This is a genomic window from Flavobacterium fluvii (assembly GCF_900129545.1).
In the GTDB taxonomy this organism is placed as follows: domain Bacteria; phylum Bacteroidota; class Bacteroidia; order Flavobacteriales; family Flavobacteriaceae; genus Flavobacterium; species Flavobacterium fluvii.
In genome coordinates this window covers 848,981-866,513 of the sequence record NZ_FQWB01000001.1, presented here as the reverse complement: position 1 = coordinate 866,513, position 17,533 = coordinate 848,981, and the positions used below count along the sequence as shown (strand labels likewise).

The 17,533-nt window shown below is 35.6% G+C and carries 18 protein-coding genes, 1 tRNA gene and 1 pseudogene; 17 read left to right on the top strand and 3 right to left on the bottom strand.

Translation table 11 applies throughout. The features are described 5' to 3' along the window. The first annotated feature begins 555 nt into the window (after positions 1-555). The 11 genes from BUC16_RS03590 to BUC16_RS03545 all read left to right on the top strand — a co-directional run bounded on the left by BUC16_RS03590 (position 556) and on the right by BUC16_RS03545 (position 9,796). Positions 556-1,911 carry a phage integrase SAM-like domain-containing protein gene (locus BUC16_RS03590; RefSeq protein ID WP_073367990.1) on the top strand — a complete coding sequence of 452 codons (1,356 nt, stop codon included), beginning with the start codon at positions 556-558 and terminating at the stop codon, positions 1,909-1,911. Between the two features lie 40 nt (positions 1,912-1,951). Continuing rightward, entirely contained in the window at positions 1,952-2,215 is a 264-nt protein-coding gene (locus BUC16_RS03585; protein ID WP_073367988.1) for a hypothetical protein, read from the top strand. 49 nt (positions 2,216-2,264) lie between these two features. Next, entirely contained in the window at positions 2,265-2,891 is a 627-nt protein-coding gene (locus tag BUC16_RS03580) for an RteC domain-containing protein (protein ID WP_073367987.1), read from the top strand. A gap of 110 nt (positions 2,892-3,001) precedes the next feature. Then, positions 3,002-3,283, top strand: a complete 282-nt coding sequence (locus BUC16_RS03575) for a helix-turn-helix domain-containing protein (protein ID WP_073367985.1) — start codon at positions 3,002-3,004, stop codon at positions 3,281-3,283. A 4-nt stretch (positions 3,284-3,287) separates the two neighbouring features. Then, entirely contained in the window at positions 3,288-3,839 is a 552-nt protein-coding gene (locus tag BUC16_RS03570) for a hypothetical protein (RefSeq protein WP_073367984.1), read from the top strand. 4 nt (positions 3,840-3,843) lie between these two features. After that, positions 3,844-4,722 carry a DUF6291 domain-containing protein gene (locus BUC16_RS03565; protein WP_141226067.1) on the top strand — a complete coding sequence of 293 codons (879 nt, stop codon included), beginning with the start codon at positions 3,844-3,846 and terminating at the stop codon, positions 4,720-4,722. A 9-nt stretch (positions 4,723-4,731) separates the two neighbouring features. Next, complete coding sequence (locus tag BUC16_RS03560; protein WP_073367980.1) at positions 4,732-8,046, top strand: tape measure protein; 3,315 nt, start codon at positions 4,732-4,734, stop codon at positions 8,044-8,046. Positions 8,047-8,071: 25 nt separating this feature from the next. Further along, positions 8,072-8,230, top strand: a complete 159-nt coding sequence (locus BUC16_RS17710) for a hypothetical protein (RefSeq protein WP_170860846.1) — start codon at positions 8,072-8,074, stop codon at positions 8,228-8,230. 10 nt (positions 8,231-8,240) lie between these two features. Beyond that, positions 8,241-8,915 carry a hypothetical protein gene (locus BUC16_RS03555; protein ID WP_141226066.1) on the top strand — a complete coding sequence of 225 codons (675 nt, stop codon included), beginning with the start codon at positions 8,241-8,243 and terminating at the stop codon, positions 8,913-8,915. A 57-nt stretch (positions 8,916-8,972) separates the two neighbouring features. Beyond that, positions 8,973-9,518 (top strand): terminase small subunit, encoded by a 546-nt coding sequence (locus BUC16_RS03550; protein ID WP_073367977.1) that lies wholly within the window; start codon positions 8,973-8,975, stop codon positions 9,516-9,518. Next, positions 9,515-9,796 carry a hypothetical protein gene (locus tag BUC16_RS03545; protein ID WP_073367976.1) on the top strand — a complete coding sequence of 94 codons (282 nt, stop codon included), beginning with the start codon at positions 9,515-9,517 and terminating at the stop codon, positions 9,794-9,796. Before BUC16_RS03550 ends, BUC16_RS03545 begins: the two co-directional genes overlap by 4 nt. A 55-nt stretch (positions 9,797-9,851) precedes the next feature. On the opposite strand, the gene BUC16_RS17560 is transcribed toward BUC16_RS03545, so the two are convergent. Then, positions 9,852-10,139 carry a hypothetical protein gene (locus BUC16_RS17560; protein WP_141226065.1) on the bottom strand — a complete coding sequence of 96 codons (288 nt, stop codon included), beginning with the start codon at positions 10,137-10,139 and terminating at the stop codon, positions 9,852-9,854. Positions 10,140-10,163: 24 nt separating this feature from the next. Continuing rightward, positions 10,164-10,430, bottom strand: coding sequence for a helix-turn-helix domain-containing protein (locus BUC16_RS03540; protein ID WP_244534331.1), 267 nt, complete (start codon positions 10,428-10,430; stop codon positions 10,164-10,166). 180 nt (positions 10,431-10,610) lie between these two features. Here BUC16_RS03540 and BUC16_RS03535 point away from each other — a divergent pair, with 180 nt between their 5' ends. Continuing rightward, complete coding sequence (locus tag BUC16_RS03535) at positions 10,611-11,180, top strand: hypothetical protein (protein ID WP_073367974.1); 570 nt, start codon at positions 10,611-10,613, stop codon at positions 11,178-11,180. 212 nt (positions 11,181-11,392) lie between these two features. On the opposite strand, the gene BUC16_RS03530 is transcribed toward BUC16_RS03535, so the two are convergent. Continuing rightward, positions 11,393-11,472 (bottom strand) — tRNA-Leu (locus BUC16_RS03530). Positions 11,473-11,756: 284 nt separating this feature from the next. Here BUC16_RS03530 and BUC16_RS03525 point away from each other — a divergent pair. The 5 genes and pseudogenes from BUC16_RS03525 to BUC16_RS03505 all read left to right on the top strand — a co-directional run bounded on the left by BUC16_RS03525 (position 11,757) and on the right by BUC16_RS03505 (position 17,525). Next, positions 11,757-12,698 carry a ribose-phosphate pyrophosphokinase gene (locus BUC16_RS03525; RefSeq protein WP_073367972.1) on the top strand — a complete coding sequence of 314 codons (942 nt, stop codon included), beginning with the start codon at positions 11,757-11,759 and terminating at the stop codon, positions 12,696-12,698. A gap of 91 nt (positions 12,699-12,789) precedes the next feature. Beyond that, positions 12,790-13,398 carry a 50S ribosomal protein L25/general stress protein Ctc gene (locus tag BUC16_RS03520; RefSeq protein ID WP_073367971.1) on the top strand — a complete coding sequence of 203 codons (609 nt, stop codon included), beginning with the start codon at positions 12,790-12,792 and terminating at the stop codon, positions 13,396-13,398. A 236-nt stretch (positions 13,399-13,634) separates the two neighbouring features. Beyond that, positions 13,635-14,307: pseudogene (gene pth, locus BUC16_RS03515) on the top strand (aminoacyl-tRNA hydrolase). 108 nt (positions 14,308-14,415) lie between these two features. Continuing rightward, complete coding sequence (locus BUC16_RS03510) at positions 14,416-16,497, top strand: T9SS type A sorting domain-containing protein (protein WP_073367968.1); 2,082 nt, start codon at positions 14,416-14,418, stop codon at positions 16,495-16,497. Positions 16,498-16,592: 95 nt separating this feature from the next. Continuing rightward, the gene (locus BUC16_RS03505; RefSeq protein WP_073367966.1) at positions 16,593-17,525 is read left to right on the top strand and encodes a bifunctional riboflavin kinase/FAD synthetase; all 933 of its coding nucleotides are present in this window, start codon (positions 16,593-16,595) and stop codon (positions 17,523-17,525) included. The last annotated feature ends 8 nt before the right edge of the window (positions 17,526-17,533 follow it).

Sequence of the window (17,533 nt, the reverse complement as noted above, 5' to 3'; positions counted from 1 at the left end):
GATGCAATTAAATCTATCTCATATGCTCTAAAGCCACTAAAAAACAAAATTACTTGCAAGACTACACTTCAATTAAATGAACTCTGTAAACTAAAAAGGGGAAAGAAATTGATTGAAGTAATTTTATCAATCATTCAAAAGTCAGCAATTTTCGTTCAAATAATTGACCCCAATTTATTAGACTTATATCATTACAAACCAATCTATTATTCGATTAGCTTACTTTGTATAATTTTGAATTTTTATATAAAACACAAAAGCAGAAACGTATAAAACCAAAAAAGCCTCTTCTTTCGAAGAGGCTTTTGTACCCGGAGCCGGAATTGAAACCACTCAATTTGACGATTTTAAAAACTTCACGAAAATTGCACAAAAACAACCTACAACATCAACAATTACAATGCTTTGTAAAAATTGAAAATACTCCACATTATAGAATGAAATTGAATAAAATTTAATAAGACTGTGAAAATGTCGGGCAAATGTCGGGCAAAGTTTTGAAACGTCCTACAAATTGAATATCTTTGAATTGTTCAAACGTTCAATTTCACAAATATGGCATCAATTAAATTCCGATTGCGTAGTAATGCAAACAAAAACGTGCCGATTAAAGTCCGTGTTACTTTAGGACGAGGCAAACAAGATTTAGAATTAAATACTGGCTTCACTATAAACCCGAAAGACTGGAGCGAGTCAACTGGACTACCAAAACAAAATAACCCGGAAAACAAAAAACTATCTAACAATCTCAAAAAGTTAGATCCATTCCTTTTTGATAGTATTAATAATGCTATGGGGGAAAGTATTGTAATAGATGCTTTTTGGCTGGAATCAAAAATTAACGAATGTTTCAATCGTGTAGAAAAAACCGATGATGGGTTAATTACAAACTACATTCAAAACATAATCGACACGGCAGACACTCGCAAAGTAAAAGTTAAAGGTGGTTATAAACACGGCCTTTCGTTAAGTAGAAAAAACAGCTACATAGCCACAAAAAACATTATAAAAGAATACCAAACCAAAACCAAAAAGCAAATTCACTTTACAGACATTAATCAAGCGTTAATTGATAAGTTTGAGTATTGGCTACTTAAAACCAAAAAATACGCCGTAAACACGTCCTCAAAACACATTGCCAATATAAAAACCGTTTGTATTGAAGCCGAAAACAAAGGTGTTCAGGTTAATTCCTATGCAAAACAAATAACAATAGCATCGGAAAGCGACGACGACAGATACATACAAACTTTGTCTTTTGCCGAACTGGACGAAATCATAAAAGCTGACATAAAAAGCGAGGCTCACCAAAACGCCCGTAAATGGTTATTGATAGGTTGTGAAATTGGACAGCGTGGCGGGGATTTACTCGACATAACGCCGGACAATATAAGATACAAAGGTGAGAATATGTATCTCGATTTAGTCCAGCAGAAAACCAAGAAAGCCGTTACCATTGGAATAATAGCTCCGCACGTTATCGACATACTCGAAAACAGTTTTCCTTATAAAATAACAACCCAAAAACTAAACGACCATATCAAAAAAGTTTGCGAAACTGCTAAAATAAACGCAATGACAGAGGGCAAAATCTTTGACTCCGAAACCGGACGTAAAAAGTTCGATTTATACGAAAAACACAAACTTATCACTACACACAGTTTTCGCCGTTCATTCTGTACTAACTATTACAAAAAGATACCTACACCCGTATTGATGGGCATTAGCGGGCATTCAAAAGAATCGATATTTAGGGTTTACATAAATGCACCGGAGGACACAGACGAAAACGCCGATTTGTTTATGAAGTTTTACGGAGATATACAAAAACAAAGGGAGGCCAAACAGAAAGAAGCCGAGCAAGAACCAAAACCACAGTTTACAGTTATAAAAAACGGAACCAGCAACTAACTGAAAAACATAAATTTTTCAATGTTTAAAAAAATCCAAAATGAAATCAATCACGATTCCAATTGAAGAATATAATCGTTTGTTAGAAATAAGCGAAAAATACAAATGTTTGCGGGAACATTTTGAAAAGGGTTATGAATTACTCAAAAGCCCTGGTGAAGAGCTTGGAAGTGATGCTGCAAAACGTGTCGCTGTCAAGCCTAAACCAAAAGAAACAAAGCAACAAGGAGTGGAACGGTTCAAGAATTTAATTGAAAGCGGCCAACGGGCAAAAAAACCGGATCACTTGAGAAAGAAAAAATAACTCCTTTTGGATTAAACAAAATCATAATTAACACAAAATCAAGGTCAAAATGAGCATAAAGATAAAATTTACATGGGGCACCTCAAAAGACTATATAGAAAACTACCAAAAAAAATTGGAAGAACATATAGCGGAATATGAAGATAACTGTGAGCTAACTTTTATTGACGAACAATTATGGTACTACAGCCATACAATGCGAGCCTTTGAATATAATTTCTATGATAACTCACACTTAACTGAAAATGAAAAAAAAGACCGCATAGTAATGACGGAATTATTGGAAGGTGGATTAACCGATAATCAAGAATTGGACTGGGAAAAAACAGGAATTTCAACACTTAAAATAATTCAATTTTTAGAAAACAGAAAACAGGAATTAGAATCAGATCCAACAACCTCAACAAACGAACCTCAACAGAATGAAAATACATTGCAATGGCAAGGTTCAACATTAGAATTTGCAGAGTTTACAAAAGCATTAATTGAAAGTGGTTTTATTGGTAAAGTCAAGAACGAAAAAGAAGTTTTTGAGAGAATGAAACAGTTTTTTAATGTTGACGATTTTGACAAAAGCGACAAACTAAAGCAGGTTAGAAAAAGAACCAAAGAACCAACTCCAGTAATCAATACTTTAGAAACCTCATTAATGAATTGGATAAAACGCGAAGATTAAACTTAATTCAAGCCAAAACTGTTAAATTTCATACCCACCAACTACCCAATGGGCAGTAGGTGGGTATTTTGTTTCAATTCATTTGCACTATAACAATTAAACAAATTATTATGGGTGCAACAGTTCAATTCGTGGCAACTTCGCCACAAGATTTAAAAAATGAAATTACAGCTGATGTAAAAGTAGTTTTGGACGACTTTTTAAAACACTTCAAACCTGTACAACCTGCTGAATACTTAACCCGTCAACAGGTGTCTGAAATGTTCAATGTAGATTTGAGCACCGTTCATAATTGGTGCAAATCCGGAAAACTTAATCCTTTGGGTATCGGTTCCCGAGTTTATTTCTTGCGTTCCGATATAGAGAAAAGTTTGATTCCTCTAAAAAAATAGGACCATGAGTAGCGAAGGAAACAATCATGGTCCTTGTTTCAATAGTTTGAAACAAGGCAAAACTATAAAATTGCGCTACATCAAACCTGAAAGCGTGAAGATTCTGGAGCGGCTGGCACTTGAGAAACTCAAAGAACGCTACCCAAATAATCCCTATTATCCAAAACCAACTTATACTGATTCAACCAGTAACAAACTCATAAAGTGTGTTGTGGATTACATTGGCTTCAATGGGTTCCAGGTCGAAAAAATCAATTCCAAAGGATTTTTTATAGATAAACGCAAAACCTCAACTGATGTTTTAGGGAATAAACGAACCATTGGAAGTGTCCAGTTTATAAAAACCAATCATAAAAACAAATTTTATAATATATCAACAACTATAAAAGGTCAAAATATTAAAATACTGATTAAATCTAGCCCTATTGTGAGTAAAAATCAAGATAAAGGAAGTGTCGGAAGTATAAAACAAATTGAATCCGCTGAAGGCTTGTTTTTGATTGTTGAAAACTTCTCGCAATTTTTTCAATGGCTTAATGAATTCACTAAAGACTAAAGCAATGGCAGATAATAAAAAAGTTGTTATGGTTTATACAGATTGGATTGAAAAATTTGAAATCCTAGAAGATGACGAAGCCGGAAGGCTTATAAAACACTTTTTTAGGTATGTGAATGATTTAAATCCAGAGGCTCCAGACAAAATAACAAAGCTTTCATTTATTGACATCGAGAACACTTTAAAAAGAGATCTTAAAAAATGGGAGCAAACAATCGAAGGGCGAAGTAAAGCAGGAAAAGCGAGCGTGGAAGCCAGACGGTTACTGAAATTAAACAATCAGGATTTAACAAATTTAACAAGTGTTAAAAATGTTCAAACAAATTTAACTGTTAAGGATAAAGATACGGTAACAGATACGGTAACAGATACGGTAACTGTTAATGAAAATGAATTTAAGAAAGAAGAATATACTCCTAAAGGAGTTGTTGATTTTCCAAATCAACCCAACCATCCCAAGATTGATTTTGATAAACTTCTTTCTTTTTTTAATGCAAATCGGGGTGTTTTACCTGAAGTAAAAAAAATGACTAAAGTAAGAGAAAATAGAATTTTATCACTTCAAAAACAACACGGTAAAGAATCAATACAAATTGTAATTGAAAAGGTTCGGGATTCAAATTTTCTACAAGGTGACAATAAAGAAAACTGGGCAGCCAGCTTTGATTGGATTTTCAAACCGGCCAATTTCATAAAGATTTTAGAAGATAATTATGTAAACAAAGAAAACGTAAGGAGTAACAATTCATCAAGAACAGATGCTGATCTTAAACAATCCGCTGTCAATGCAGTTAATGCAATGTTTGGGGTAAAAAAAGCATACGTGTTTGATTCAGCTCAAATTATCGAAAAACACAAATCAAATTTTAATATTAACCAATAAAAAATAACCATGGCAGAAGGAACGATAACCCGAAAAGACATCATAACTGATGACGCTCTAAACTGGGGCGAAGATTACAAAAAGACGATGGAACTGGCCATTGGCAAAAATAAGGAGTTCGCAATCTCAATTTTGGAAATGAACGAAGCTAATAAACTTTTGAGAGGATCCACCAACCAAAAAGAATTTGCAGAAAACAGCAAAAAATTGAATGAACAAAACAAAAAATCATTAGATATATGGAAAGAGCAAATCCAGTTAGAAAATGCTTTGATTGCTACCAAAAAGAAAACTGAACTGGCAACCGAGGGAACAAACCGGGAATTAACAAAAGAACGTGTTTTATTGGCCGAAACCAACAAGAAAATCAAACAGGAAACCCTTGAAAGATTAGGATTAGTTGGAGCATACGAAAAACTGAATAAAGCCAGGACAGATGCTAAAAACAAACTTCGCGATCTAATTGCTTCAGAAAAAGCATCTACTTTAGAAATTCAAAAAGCACAAAGAGCATTCGATGGTTATGATGCCAAAATCAAAAAAGCAGATAAAGCCGTTGGAGACTTCAGCAAAAATGTAGGCAACTACAAAAGTGCATTTTCTGGAATTGGAAATATAATGTCTGCTTTTGGAATTGTTGGAGGAATTACGGCTTTTGTTTCAATATCAAAAGATATTTTCAACACAACAAAAGAGCTTCAATCTTTAGATTTGGCATTAAAATCAGTTACCGAAACTCAACAAAACTTTCAAGAACAGCAAACATTTTTGACTGCAATCGCGGATAAATATGGTTTAGAAATAAAAAATCTAACCAAACAATATACAGCTTTTTATGTAGCTGCAAAAGATAAATTGGCAGCTGGAGAAATTCAAGATTTATTCGAAAATATTTCAAAATCAGGGAGCGCACTTGGATTATCGAATGAAACATTAGAACGTTCTTTTATGGCTTTAAATCAAATGCTTTCAAAAGGAACTGTCGCAAGCGAGGAATTGAGAGGTCAATTAGCAGAAGCATTGCCGGGATCGGTTCAAGCAATGCTTAAAGCCGTCCAAAAATTGCATCCAGAGATTAAAAACTTGACAGAAAAAGGATTGTTTGAAATGATCAAAGCAGGTAAAATTTTAGCTTCAGATGTATTGCCGGAAACCGCTAGGCAGTTGGTAATAATGACTGGAGCCGATAAAGCCGAGGGAATTGATACGCTAACAAAATCTACAAACAAGTTTACAAACTCCTGGACCAATTTGATAAGAACAATGTCCGATTCTAAATTAGGTAGTGTTGTAGGAGGTCTTACTACAGGGGTAATAAATTGGTTTACAGATATGAATAATGCAATTTCAAAAGCAATAAAAGGACATTCTGAAAACCTTATGGATGCAAAAAAAGAAGGAATTCAACTTGGAGAATCTGAATTTAGAAAAGATTTGCAATTGGCGTTATCCAAAAAAGAAAACGTTAAAAAAACACAAGAAGAAGTTAGAAAAATATTAAGAGACGGTTATGCTTGGGAGTTCAACGCAGAAATGGATTTAATGAAAAAACTTAAAAAACAAAGAAGCGAAGCAAGTGCCGGCGTAAAGGCAGGGGGATATTTTGACAAACTAATTGAAGATCAAAATAAAAAAGTTCAAGCAGCAGCAGCAAAAATAAGGCTTTCCAGAAAAGAGCAAGAAACGGCACCTTCATCATCAACAGGGTCAGGAACTGGAACCGGAACAGAGAAAAAACTCCAAGGAGTAAAGGACACCACTTTCGAACTCGAAAAACAACGACTTGAAAGAATTATTTCAGTAAATAATGAAGTAGTAGCTAATTCAGAAGCTACAGACGAGGCTCGTTTGATGTCGCTCGAAATCAGTGAAAACGCACAAATTGAATTGATTACTAAATCGAAAGAAAATCAATTAAAATTAGCTGCAGAAACTTTTGACAAAGAACTAAAAGAAGGTAATAAAACCAGTGCGGGATTAATACAATTACGCAAAAATTACGAAGCCGATAAAGTAAAAATTACCGAGGAAGCCGCTTTCAAGATTGAAGATATTGAGAAAAACACAGCTGAAGTAATCGACAAGATTAATGAGTTTGATGCAAAATCTTATGAGGACAATATCAAGCGTGGAATATCGGTAATTGAAATTGCCAACAATGAAGAGATCGCAGCTGAAGAAAAACGCTTTCAGGAAGAATTGGCTTTGGGTTATGAAAATGACAAAGCCAAAGAAAAAGCAGCCCAGGACCATGAGCGCAATTTATTCAACATCAAAAAAGAAGGTTTAATTGCAATTGCCAAACTTCAAATTTCTGTTGTAAACGCTGAATTAGATGCTTACGAAGCTAAAGCAAAAGCCGATGGTGTTATTACCCAAAAAGAAAGTGATTTTATTCTCGCAAAACGAAAAGAACTTTCTGAACTATCGGTTAAATTGATCCAGTCCGAAGGAGATAAATTCAAAGAAAACGAGATCAAAAAAGGAAAAACCGGTGCTGAAAGACTGGCTATTTGGTATACTGAAAATGAAAAAGCAATAAATGATATTGCCGATATCTCGATGCAATCTTTAGATATTTTATCGCAAGTAAGTAATAGTTTTTCCGAGGCTGAAATCCAAAAAATTGACGATAAAATTGCTAAAAACAACGAATACTACGACAAGCAAATCGAGTTGGCCGGAAACGATGCCCGTCAAAAAGACCTACTCGAAAAAGAGCGTGCTAAAAAGAACGAAGAACTGGAGAAAAAGAAACGTAAAGAGCAACACAAACAAGCCATATTTGATAAAGCCGTTACCGTTGCAATGATTGGTATCCAAACCGCCCTTGCAATTATGAAAGCGGCTCCGGCAATACCGTTAATGATTATGGCTGGACTTGCTGGAGCAGTAGCCACCGCCACCGCAATCGCCACACCAATCCCAAAATATAAAATGGGTCGTAAAGGTGGAAAAGCGGAAATAGCCTGGGTTGGTGATGGTGGAGTAAGTGAGGTTATTACCAGTTCAAGAGGTTTGAATCCAAGATTGACACCAAACATTCCAACGCTTACACACTTGAACCAAGGCGATATCGTGCATAAATCCATGGCAGATTACCAAGCTTATATGAGAGCTTCCGTTTTGACAAGTTTTGGAGTTCAAAAAAAGAGAATTGATGAATTTCAAGCCAATGAGAATAATAACAAAGAACTCGTTGAAGAAATGAGGCTCACCAGGAAAGCTATAGAGAAAAACAAAACCAATGTAACGGTTAATCTCCCGAAAGTTGACATCCCTCACGAAATCTGGAAAATGAAAAATACAAATTGGAATCCATAAATTAATAATTATAAAAACAGAAATCATGAACAGAAAAGAACAAATTGAAAATTTAGAAGCTGAAATAGCTCAAAAACAGCAAACTCTATCTGAGTTGAGAGATGCTGAAAACAATCAGGATCAAGATGACATTGATATAACTCAGGGGGATATTGATGATTTTATTAGTAACGTTTTTAATTAAAGCAAAAACCATGAAAAAAGATAGAATTTTATTAAGCCAAAACGATTCATTATTGAACGATATATGCTCAGATTTCAAGCATTTCAAACCCTTGCTTGAGAATCTTAAAACTATTTATGAATCACTAGAAATAGGGGCTTTTACTTCTCAAATTTATAGTGAAATAGTTTATTCAGGAACGGCAGAAATTTCCAAAAGATTTAAAGCAAGTATTGAATCTGACATAAAAAAAATGGGGGTTTCAAAGTCAATTATCAAAGACAATATCGTAGCAGGATCTGAAACACTTTTGAATCAATTTATAACTTATGTTAATGAGTTAAAAAAATTCCGTCCAAATACTTATAGCCGGGAAAAGCAATTGTCTCTAAAACATATTTCCTTCAATGAAAAAGGCTTTATAATTACACCAGAGGACAAAGAAAATGTGTTAGAATCTCAATGTAGAATTTATCTTGAAACCGATGAAGAACATACTATTTATGAGGATTTAACGAAATTCATTGCAGCATTTGAAGTAGTTGAAAAGTATATTACGAACACTGGAATTGCAATGAATCAAATGGCTAGTAAAATGAGTTATGTTGAAACATATTTTTTAACGCGAAACGGTGAAAAGCTAGAAATCAAACCAGATATGATTAAATGGATTGTCAGTAGAAAAGCAATGTTTCAGAAACAATAATAGTATTCAAATAAGGGGGCGTAAAAACCCCTTTTTTTCCTAAAAGCAGGTAAAATTATGAAAGATACCCTAACACTCAAACAAGAAGCCTTTTGCCAAGCGTTTATTCGATTGGGAGACAAATCCGCTGCATATCGAGAGGCTTATAATGCTTCAAGAATGAAGCCAGAAACAATTCACGAAATGTCTTCAAAGTTAAGTTCTAGCCACAAGGTAGCCACAAGGATAAAAGAGCTGCGAATTAAATTAGCTGCAATTGCTGAAAAAAAATTCAATATTACAGCTGAGGAAATGCTTCGACACCTTAACGTACTTAGGAATTCTCGTATTGATGAATATGTAGAGTTTAAAAAAGGCAAATTATCATTAAAGGATTTCAACAAACTCACCCCGGAGCAGTTGATGTGCATCGAGTCAATCAAAGAAACCCGTTTTGGAATTGAGATAAAGCTTCACGGCAAAGATTGGACTATCGAGAAGATAAACAAACACATCGGCTTCTACGAAAAAGACAATGAGCAGAAAGCGCAAACTCTTTCTCCAGAACAAAAAATCGAAAGGCTTAAAGAATTAAAAGAAAAACTTCTTAATTCAGGTATATGACAGATGCAGAATTATTAGAACTGGAAATATTATTGATTGAAAAGTACTGTTTCCATGAATTTGGTAAAATCTACCACAATGAAATGACAAATGAAATTATTGCTTTTAGTGATGATCTAAAACATTTGTTGAAAAAAGAATATGTCGGACGTTTCAAAACATTGGACAACAAAATCATTATGAGTTTGGATCTATTCAATCTTATTAAGTTGAGGTATTTTTCAAGGAATGAAAGTGTAATCATTGAAAAATTAGACACTACACTAAAAATTGTGTGAGTTTATGGTCGCACCTGATAAGTACATTTTACGGATCAGGTCAGAAATTAGTGATTTATACCTTCCATCCAATTGTCATAATGCCTTCGCAAGGTTCGGTTATGTGAATCGGGTAAGGTATTTGTTCGGCCAATCGCATAAGCAGCTTCATTCGATATGGCGACAACGACTCAAAATTCTGGAAGAGGCAAACAGGCTTTTTCCATTTGTTGTAAACGACCTGTGTACAGCCCGTGCGACGATCATTGTCTTTGACATACAATTGCAAACTCTCGATGGTTTTTAAGTCCAAGCGCCTGAATATAGACCGCATCAAATCGACCTCGGAATCTTTGAAATACATTTGAGGGTTATTTTAATGCTTAAATTATTTATTCAATTTCCCGATTGGAGTATAAGAACCTTCACGAAACACAAAAATAGTTTCAGTTTCATTTGGTTTAGTAGATTGAAATAAATCTCTAACGTCAACATCCAAAACCCCTGCAATTTTAATTAATAAATCAGGTTTTGGAAAACTATTTCCCTGGACAATGTTTGAAATACTGGCCGGAGTTACCTCAACTTTATCGGCCAATTCTTTTCCGGTTATGCCTTTTTCATTCATTAATTCTTTTAGTCTTAAAATGTTCATGGCTTCATTATTTAAATTTATACAAAGTTAACGAATTATAGTAACACTTAATTTTTTTTCAAATAATTATAGTAAAAATATGCATGTATTATATTAATACTTATATTTACATCAAAATAATTATAGTAATACTTAATATTGAAAAATCAAATCATTAAATAACAATTAAAATTAAAATTTATGGTACTTCAAAAAGAACAAGTAGATGTTAATCCGAAAGGATATTTAGAAAAAAGAGAATATAATTCGTTTATAGTTTTGGATTCAAGTGGTATTTCTTATGATGACGAAAAAGAATTGCTTTGTCATTCTATTGAAATATTAAATTCGATCCGGGTTGTAAAAAAAGCAAACAAAATGTGTTCAGATTTCAAATCCGATTTTCAGATTAATACTGATATTTACTATAAAGCAATGGATTCGGTCTTAAATAACAAGTCTTTTTCGGATGCTGATCTTAAAAGCTACTTCGAAAGTGAACAGAAAAAAGAAGAATTTTTAATTTTCTCACGTAGCCTGGCAGATAATGAAAATGAACTCTATTTACCATACGAAGTGGATTTTATTCTTTTAGACATGAATATGGGTGCATATAACATCCTAAATGAAAGAAAAAAAGACACATTGCGTGATATATATGGAAGCCTAGCCTGTGAAGTACGATATAAAAATATTGGGATAAGTGATTTTATTTTAAAAGCCAAAGAGTTGTTTATTTCAAATAGTGTAATAAATGTTGCTGCAGAGTAATAACTTGTATTCTAAAATATTAATGCAAAAAAAAGGGAGCTGTTCAGGCTCCCTTTTTACGTCGTTCAAACGTTGGTTTAAAATTGGCATCGTAAACCATTACAAATGTATGTTTTTTTTAGTGTTTCTCAAATTGTCGGGCAAATGTCGGGCAATTTTAAAATAAAAAAGCCTGTAATACTTGAAAAACAAGTGATTACAGACTTTTTAAGTACCCGGAGCCGGAGTCGAACCGGCACGGTTTCCCACAGGTGTTTGAGACCAGCGCGTCTACCAATTCCGCCATCCGGGCTTCAGCAGACAGAAATAACAACAGTTATTTCACGCATTAAAAGTAGATTGTCATAAAAACAAACCCTTTTTGTTTAACACGGTGCAAATGTAAAAAATATTTTTAAACATTCTAATAAAAATACTGAAATTTTTCCTTTCAGAGTTCGATTTTATTCCTAAATTTGCACCTCGGTAAAACGAAAAACAGCAACTAACTACACCCGAGGCAAATACATCGTTTGGCTAAAACAAAATTTCTAGCCGAATTGTATGGAGCGCAGCGGAATAAAAACAACAAATTAAATGTCCCACTTAGAGCCAGAAGCTAAAATTTTTGCGTGTTCAAAAAGTGTCTATCTCGCAGAGAAGATTGCCAAGGATTATGGAATCCCCTTAGGAAAGATTACAACCTCCAATTATAGCGATGGAGAATTCCAACCGTCTTTCGAGGAATCTATAAGAGGATTACGCGTATTTATTGTTTGTTCCACTTTTCCAAATGCCGACAATTTAATGGAATTGTTGTTGATGATTGACGCTGCCAAACGCGCATCGGCAAGACACATCACGGCAGTTATCCCTTACTTCGGTTGGGCAAGACAAGACAGAAAAGACAAAGCAAGAGTTCCAATTGGAGCCAAATTAGTCGCTAAATTGCTGGAAACGGCTGGCGCAACAAGAATCATGACTATGGATTTGCATGCAGACCAAATTCAAGGATTCTTCGAAAAACCAGTGGATCACTTATTCGCATCGACTATCTTTTTGCCTTACGTGGAAAGCTTGGGGTTGGAAAACTTGACCATTGCATCACCTGATATGGGTGGTTCAAAAAGAGCTTATGCTTATTCCAAATTCTTGGAGTCGGATGTGGTAATTTGCTACAAACAACGAAAAGAAGCCAACATTATCGACACGATGGAGTTGATTGGTGAAGTAAAAGGAAGAAACGTGATTTTGGTTGACGACATGATCGACACCGGAGGAACATTGGCGAAAGCCGCAGATCTAATGATAGAAAAAGGCGCATTGAGCGTAAGAGCGATTTGTACACACGCCATTTTATCTGGAGATGCTTACGAAAAAATAGAAAATTCGAAATTAAGCGAATTGATAGTGACCGATTCTATTCCGTTGAAGAAAGAATCAAGAAAAATAAGAGTGGTGAGTTGTGCACCTCTTTTTGCAGAAGTAATGCACATGGTACACCACAACAATTCCATTAGTGGAACATTTTTGATGTAATTTTTGCCACAAGGGCGAAAAGACACCAAGATTATATGGTAGAAACTACCATTATTAAACAGTAATTTATTATTAACTATATTTTTTTACAATGAAATCGATTACAATTAAAGGATCAGAAAGAGAAAGCGTGGGCAAAGTTGCTACTAAAGCCTTACGTAATGCTGGAGCGGTTCCTTGCGTGTTATACGGAGGAAATCAACCAGTGCATTTTTCAGCAGACGAAAGAGCATTCAAAAACTTGGTTTACACTCCAAACGCACACACAGTTGTGATTGAATTGGAAGGAAAATCATTCAATGCCATTCTACAAGACATCCAGGTTCACCCTGTATCTGACAAGATTTTACACATTGACTTCTTTCAATTATTTGATGACAAAGAAATCACCATGGAAGTTCCAGTAAAAGTTGTTGGAGTATCTCCTGGAGTATTATTAGGTGGTGTTCTACGTTTGAACACTCGTAGATTAAAAGTAAAAGCGTTGCCAAAAAATCTTCCTGATTTTATCGACGCCGACATTTCTCCACTTGAAATGGGTAACAAATTGTATGTTACGAAACTTGTTTCTGACAACTACAAATTATTGCACCCAGACAACACAGTTGTAGCTCAAGTAAGAATTTCTCGTGCAGCGATGAAAGCAGCTCAAGAAGCAGCAAAAGCAGCAAAAGCACCTGCAAAAGGAAAGAAAAAATAATCTTTTTTCAATCATTCAAGAAAGCATCAGTTGTAAAACTGGTGCTTTTTTTGTTTTAAGGAGCACCAGCATTTGGCATTTTAGAGAAATATTGTTCCTGCTGTCCGCTGTATCTCTTATGGCGAACACCGCCACAAGAGGTAATTGTGAAAACAATTGGACATCAGGGCTAAAGACAAACATTGTTTTTCAAAATATCTCCTTTTCAAATTAAGTAATTACACTACTTTTGCATAATGATCAAATGGTTCAACAGCCTGTTTTTAAAAACAAAAACAGAAAACAACAGAGCATATATGAAACCGAAGGTTCACGAACCCCAAAAAAACAATATAAAAAGTGAGTAATAAATTTTTAATAGTTGGATTAGGCAACATCGGTGCCGAATATGTCAACACGAGACACAACATTGGTTTTAAAGTGGTCGATTTCTTGGCCAAAAAAGAAGGAATCAATTTTGAAACCGTGAAACTGGGCACATTGGCCGAGTACAAATTCAAAGGACGAACTTTCCTGCTCTTGAAACCCAACACCTATATGAACTTAAGCGGCAAAGCCGTACAATATTGGATGGACAAAGAAAATATTCCACTTGAAAACATCTTGGTCATCACCGATGATTTGAATCTTTCTTTCGGAACCATCCGAATCAGAAAAAAAGGCAGCGATGGCGGACACAACGGGCTAAAAAGCATCCACGCCACCATAAACACGACTGATTATGCGCGTTTCCGTTTTGGCATCAGCGACGAATTCAAAAAAGGAAAACAAGTGGATTATGTTCTAGGCGAATGGGACGATACCGAAAAAGCGGCCTTGCCCGAACGATTGGAATTGGCTTCGGAAATCATAAAATCCTTTGGAACCGCCGGCTTGGAAAACACGATGAGTGCTTTCAATGGAAAATAAGAAAGCATTTCTATTTCAGACTGTTGCAACAAGTCATTTTCTAAATTTTTCCCATTTATAGCTGTCATTTGGTAAATTCATTAACTTTGACAAAATATTTTTCATAAAATGAAAGCAGTAACGTCCAACTTCCTCCATAAAATTATTGTAGTTCTTTGCTTGTTTGCACTTGGCAACACCTATGGTCAAGTCCAAAAATCAACACCCAAAACCCTATTTGGCAAAACCGTTTCACCAGAAAGCATAAATCCAAAGACTGGGAACATTCGTTGCGCCACAACCGAATACGAGCAATTTCTCCAAGAAAAAAGTTCCAAGAGAATGACGGACGCCCAATTTGAAGCTTGGCTAAACCCATTGGTCAAACAATACCGAACTATGCGAACCACTTCTAAAACGGCCGCAACAATAATAACAATTCCTGTTGTGGTTCACGTGATACATAGTGGTCAAGCAGTTGGAACAGCACAAAACATTTCCGACGCTCAAGTACAATCACAAATCACGGTGCTAAACGAAGATTTCAGAAAAATGCTAAATTCCCCCGGGTATAATACAAATCCTGTAGGCGCAGATGTCGAAATTGAATTTGTATTGGCACTGCAAGACCCCAACGGAAACCCGACAAACGGAATTGACAGAATAAATTTTTGCCAATCCACATGGTCATTGGAAGAAATAGAATCAACCGTGAAACCAGCCACTTTTTGGGATCCCAATCAGTATTTAAATATGTGGAGTGTAGCTTTTTCCAACAGCAGTGATTTAGGCTATGCTCAATACCCTGATGCTTCCGGTTTACCCGGCCTTGACGCTAATGGAGGAAATGCAAACACCGATGGTGTCGTTTCGGGCTATAGCGTATTTGGCAGTAAAACTTATGATGTCAACAACAATTTTTCACTAGATGCAACATACAACAAAGGAAGAACAATGACCCATGAAGTAGGACATTGGCTAGGATTAAGACATATTTGGGGAGATTCCACTTGTGGCGACGATTTTTGTGCCGACACTCCCGTTCATCATGACAAAAATTTTGGTTGTCCCACAAAACTAAGTTGTAATTCCACAACCATAAACGAAATGGTACAGAACTACATGGACTATACCGATGATGCCTGCATGAATATTTTTACCCTAGGTCAAAAAGACAGGATAATGGTCATTATGAATAATGCAGCAAGAAGAAAGTCCTTAAAAAATTCAACTAAGGCCTCTCCTGTTACCCCTTTGTTCGCCAATGATGCCGAAATCAAAATTGAAGCTGGCAAATGTATAGTTACCCCTGAAAATGCTGGTTGCAATACCCCGCCTCCTTCAAACAAACAAGTCGCCATCTACAATAGAGGAACCACTCCTTTAACCTCAGTGACATTAAATTACACCTTAAACGGCGGTACCAATCAAACCAATACATGGAACGGTTCCTTGGCACAAAATCAATCAGCAGTTGTGACACTTTTAAACACTGATTCTTATGGAGTTTTAAATGTAAGCGTGGCAACAACAAATGGAGGCACCGATCAAAGAGCTAGCAACAATACTGCGACGGCAACATATACTGCTCCGGCCATTCCAACCAATTACACATTCAACACTTTCACTTTTAGATTGCAACAGGATTTATGGGGAAGCGAAACCACCTGGAATATAAAAGACAGTTCCGGACTGATCTTGTATAGCAGCGTCCCATATACCGACAAAGATAATTTGCCATTACCTACATTAATAACCCAAAACTGGACATTGGCAAGCAACAAATGCTATACTTTTACGATAACCGATTCTCAAGGAGATGGAATTTGTTGTGGAGATGAGGGAAATGGTTATTATGACATCAAATCTACAGATGGATTAATCACGGTTATATCTGGGTCAGACTTTGGCTATAGCGACAGCAAATCGTTTACCATAGGCACCCTTGGAACTAACGAATTCGAAACCTCATCCGACATTTATCTGTACCCAAATCCAACAAAAGGAACTTTAAACATTCGAATTCCAAGTGCTTTTGGTTTGCCGGATAGTTACTCCATCAGTAATGTCTTGGGGCAAAAAATCAGCCAAAAAAACATTTCAAAAGAAACGGATTTAACCATAAACACGGCAACTTTAACCAATGGTGTTTATTTTATCACCGTTGTAAAAGAAGACCAGAAAAGAACCTTGCGATTCATTAAAGAATAGATTGCCAAATAAAACTGGAGAGGGTTGATTTATTTCAATCCTCTTTTTTTATATGTGATTATTACCATAAATTTGCAGCATAAAAAACCACCACTTTGAAGATTTTTCATTCCATCAACGATTTCGAGTCAACCAAAAAAACCATCCTGACGCTAGGCACCTTCGACGGCGTGCATATTGGTCATAAAAAAATTCTGGAAAGAGTTACCCAAAATACGGAAAACGGAAAATACGAAAGTCTGGTGCTTACTTTTTTTCCACATCCTCGAATGGTTTTACACGGACAATCAGAAGTTAAACTACTCAACACGATTGACGAAAAAATAGATTTATTGGAAAAAATCGGCATTCAAAATCTTGTCATTCATCCTTTTGACGAAACATTTTCGAAATTAAGCGCCGAAGAGTTTGTCAAAACTGTTCTCGTGGATCGATTCCATATCAACAAAATAATTATTGGCCACGATCATCGGTTTGGAAGAAATCGAACTGCCGACATCAATGACTTGATTGCTTTTGGAAAACAACATGATTTTGAAGTGGAACAAATATCCGCACAAGAAATAGATGCTGTTTCCATAAGTTCCACCAAAGTCAGAAACGCCCTGACGAAAGGAAACATGGCTTTGGCCAATGACTATTTGGGCTACGACTATTTCTTGACAGGCACAATTGCCAAAGGAAAACAATTGGGTAGAACCATCGGATTCCCCACTGCAAACTTTAAAATTGAAGAAAACTACAAACTCATTCCACGAAACGGTGTTTATGTGGTCAAAAGCATAATCGACCAAAAAACAGTGTACGGAATGATGAATATTGGCTACAATCCCACGGTAGCAGGAGAAAACCTATCCATCGAGGTTCACTATTTTGATTTTGACCAAGATATTTACAACCAAAAAATAGCGGTTTCCATTCTCGAACGTCTTCGCCCTGAACAAAAATTCGGCTCTGTCGATTTACTAAAAGAGCAATTGAAAAAAGACAAGCAAACAGCAGTAGACTACATAAACAAACAGCAATAATTAGTTAA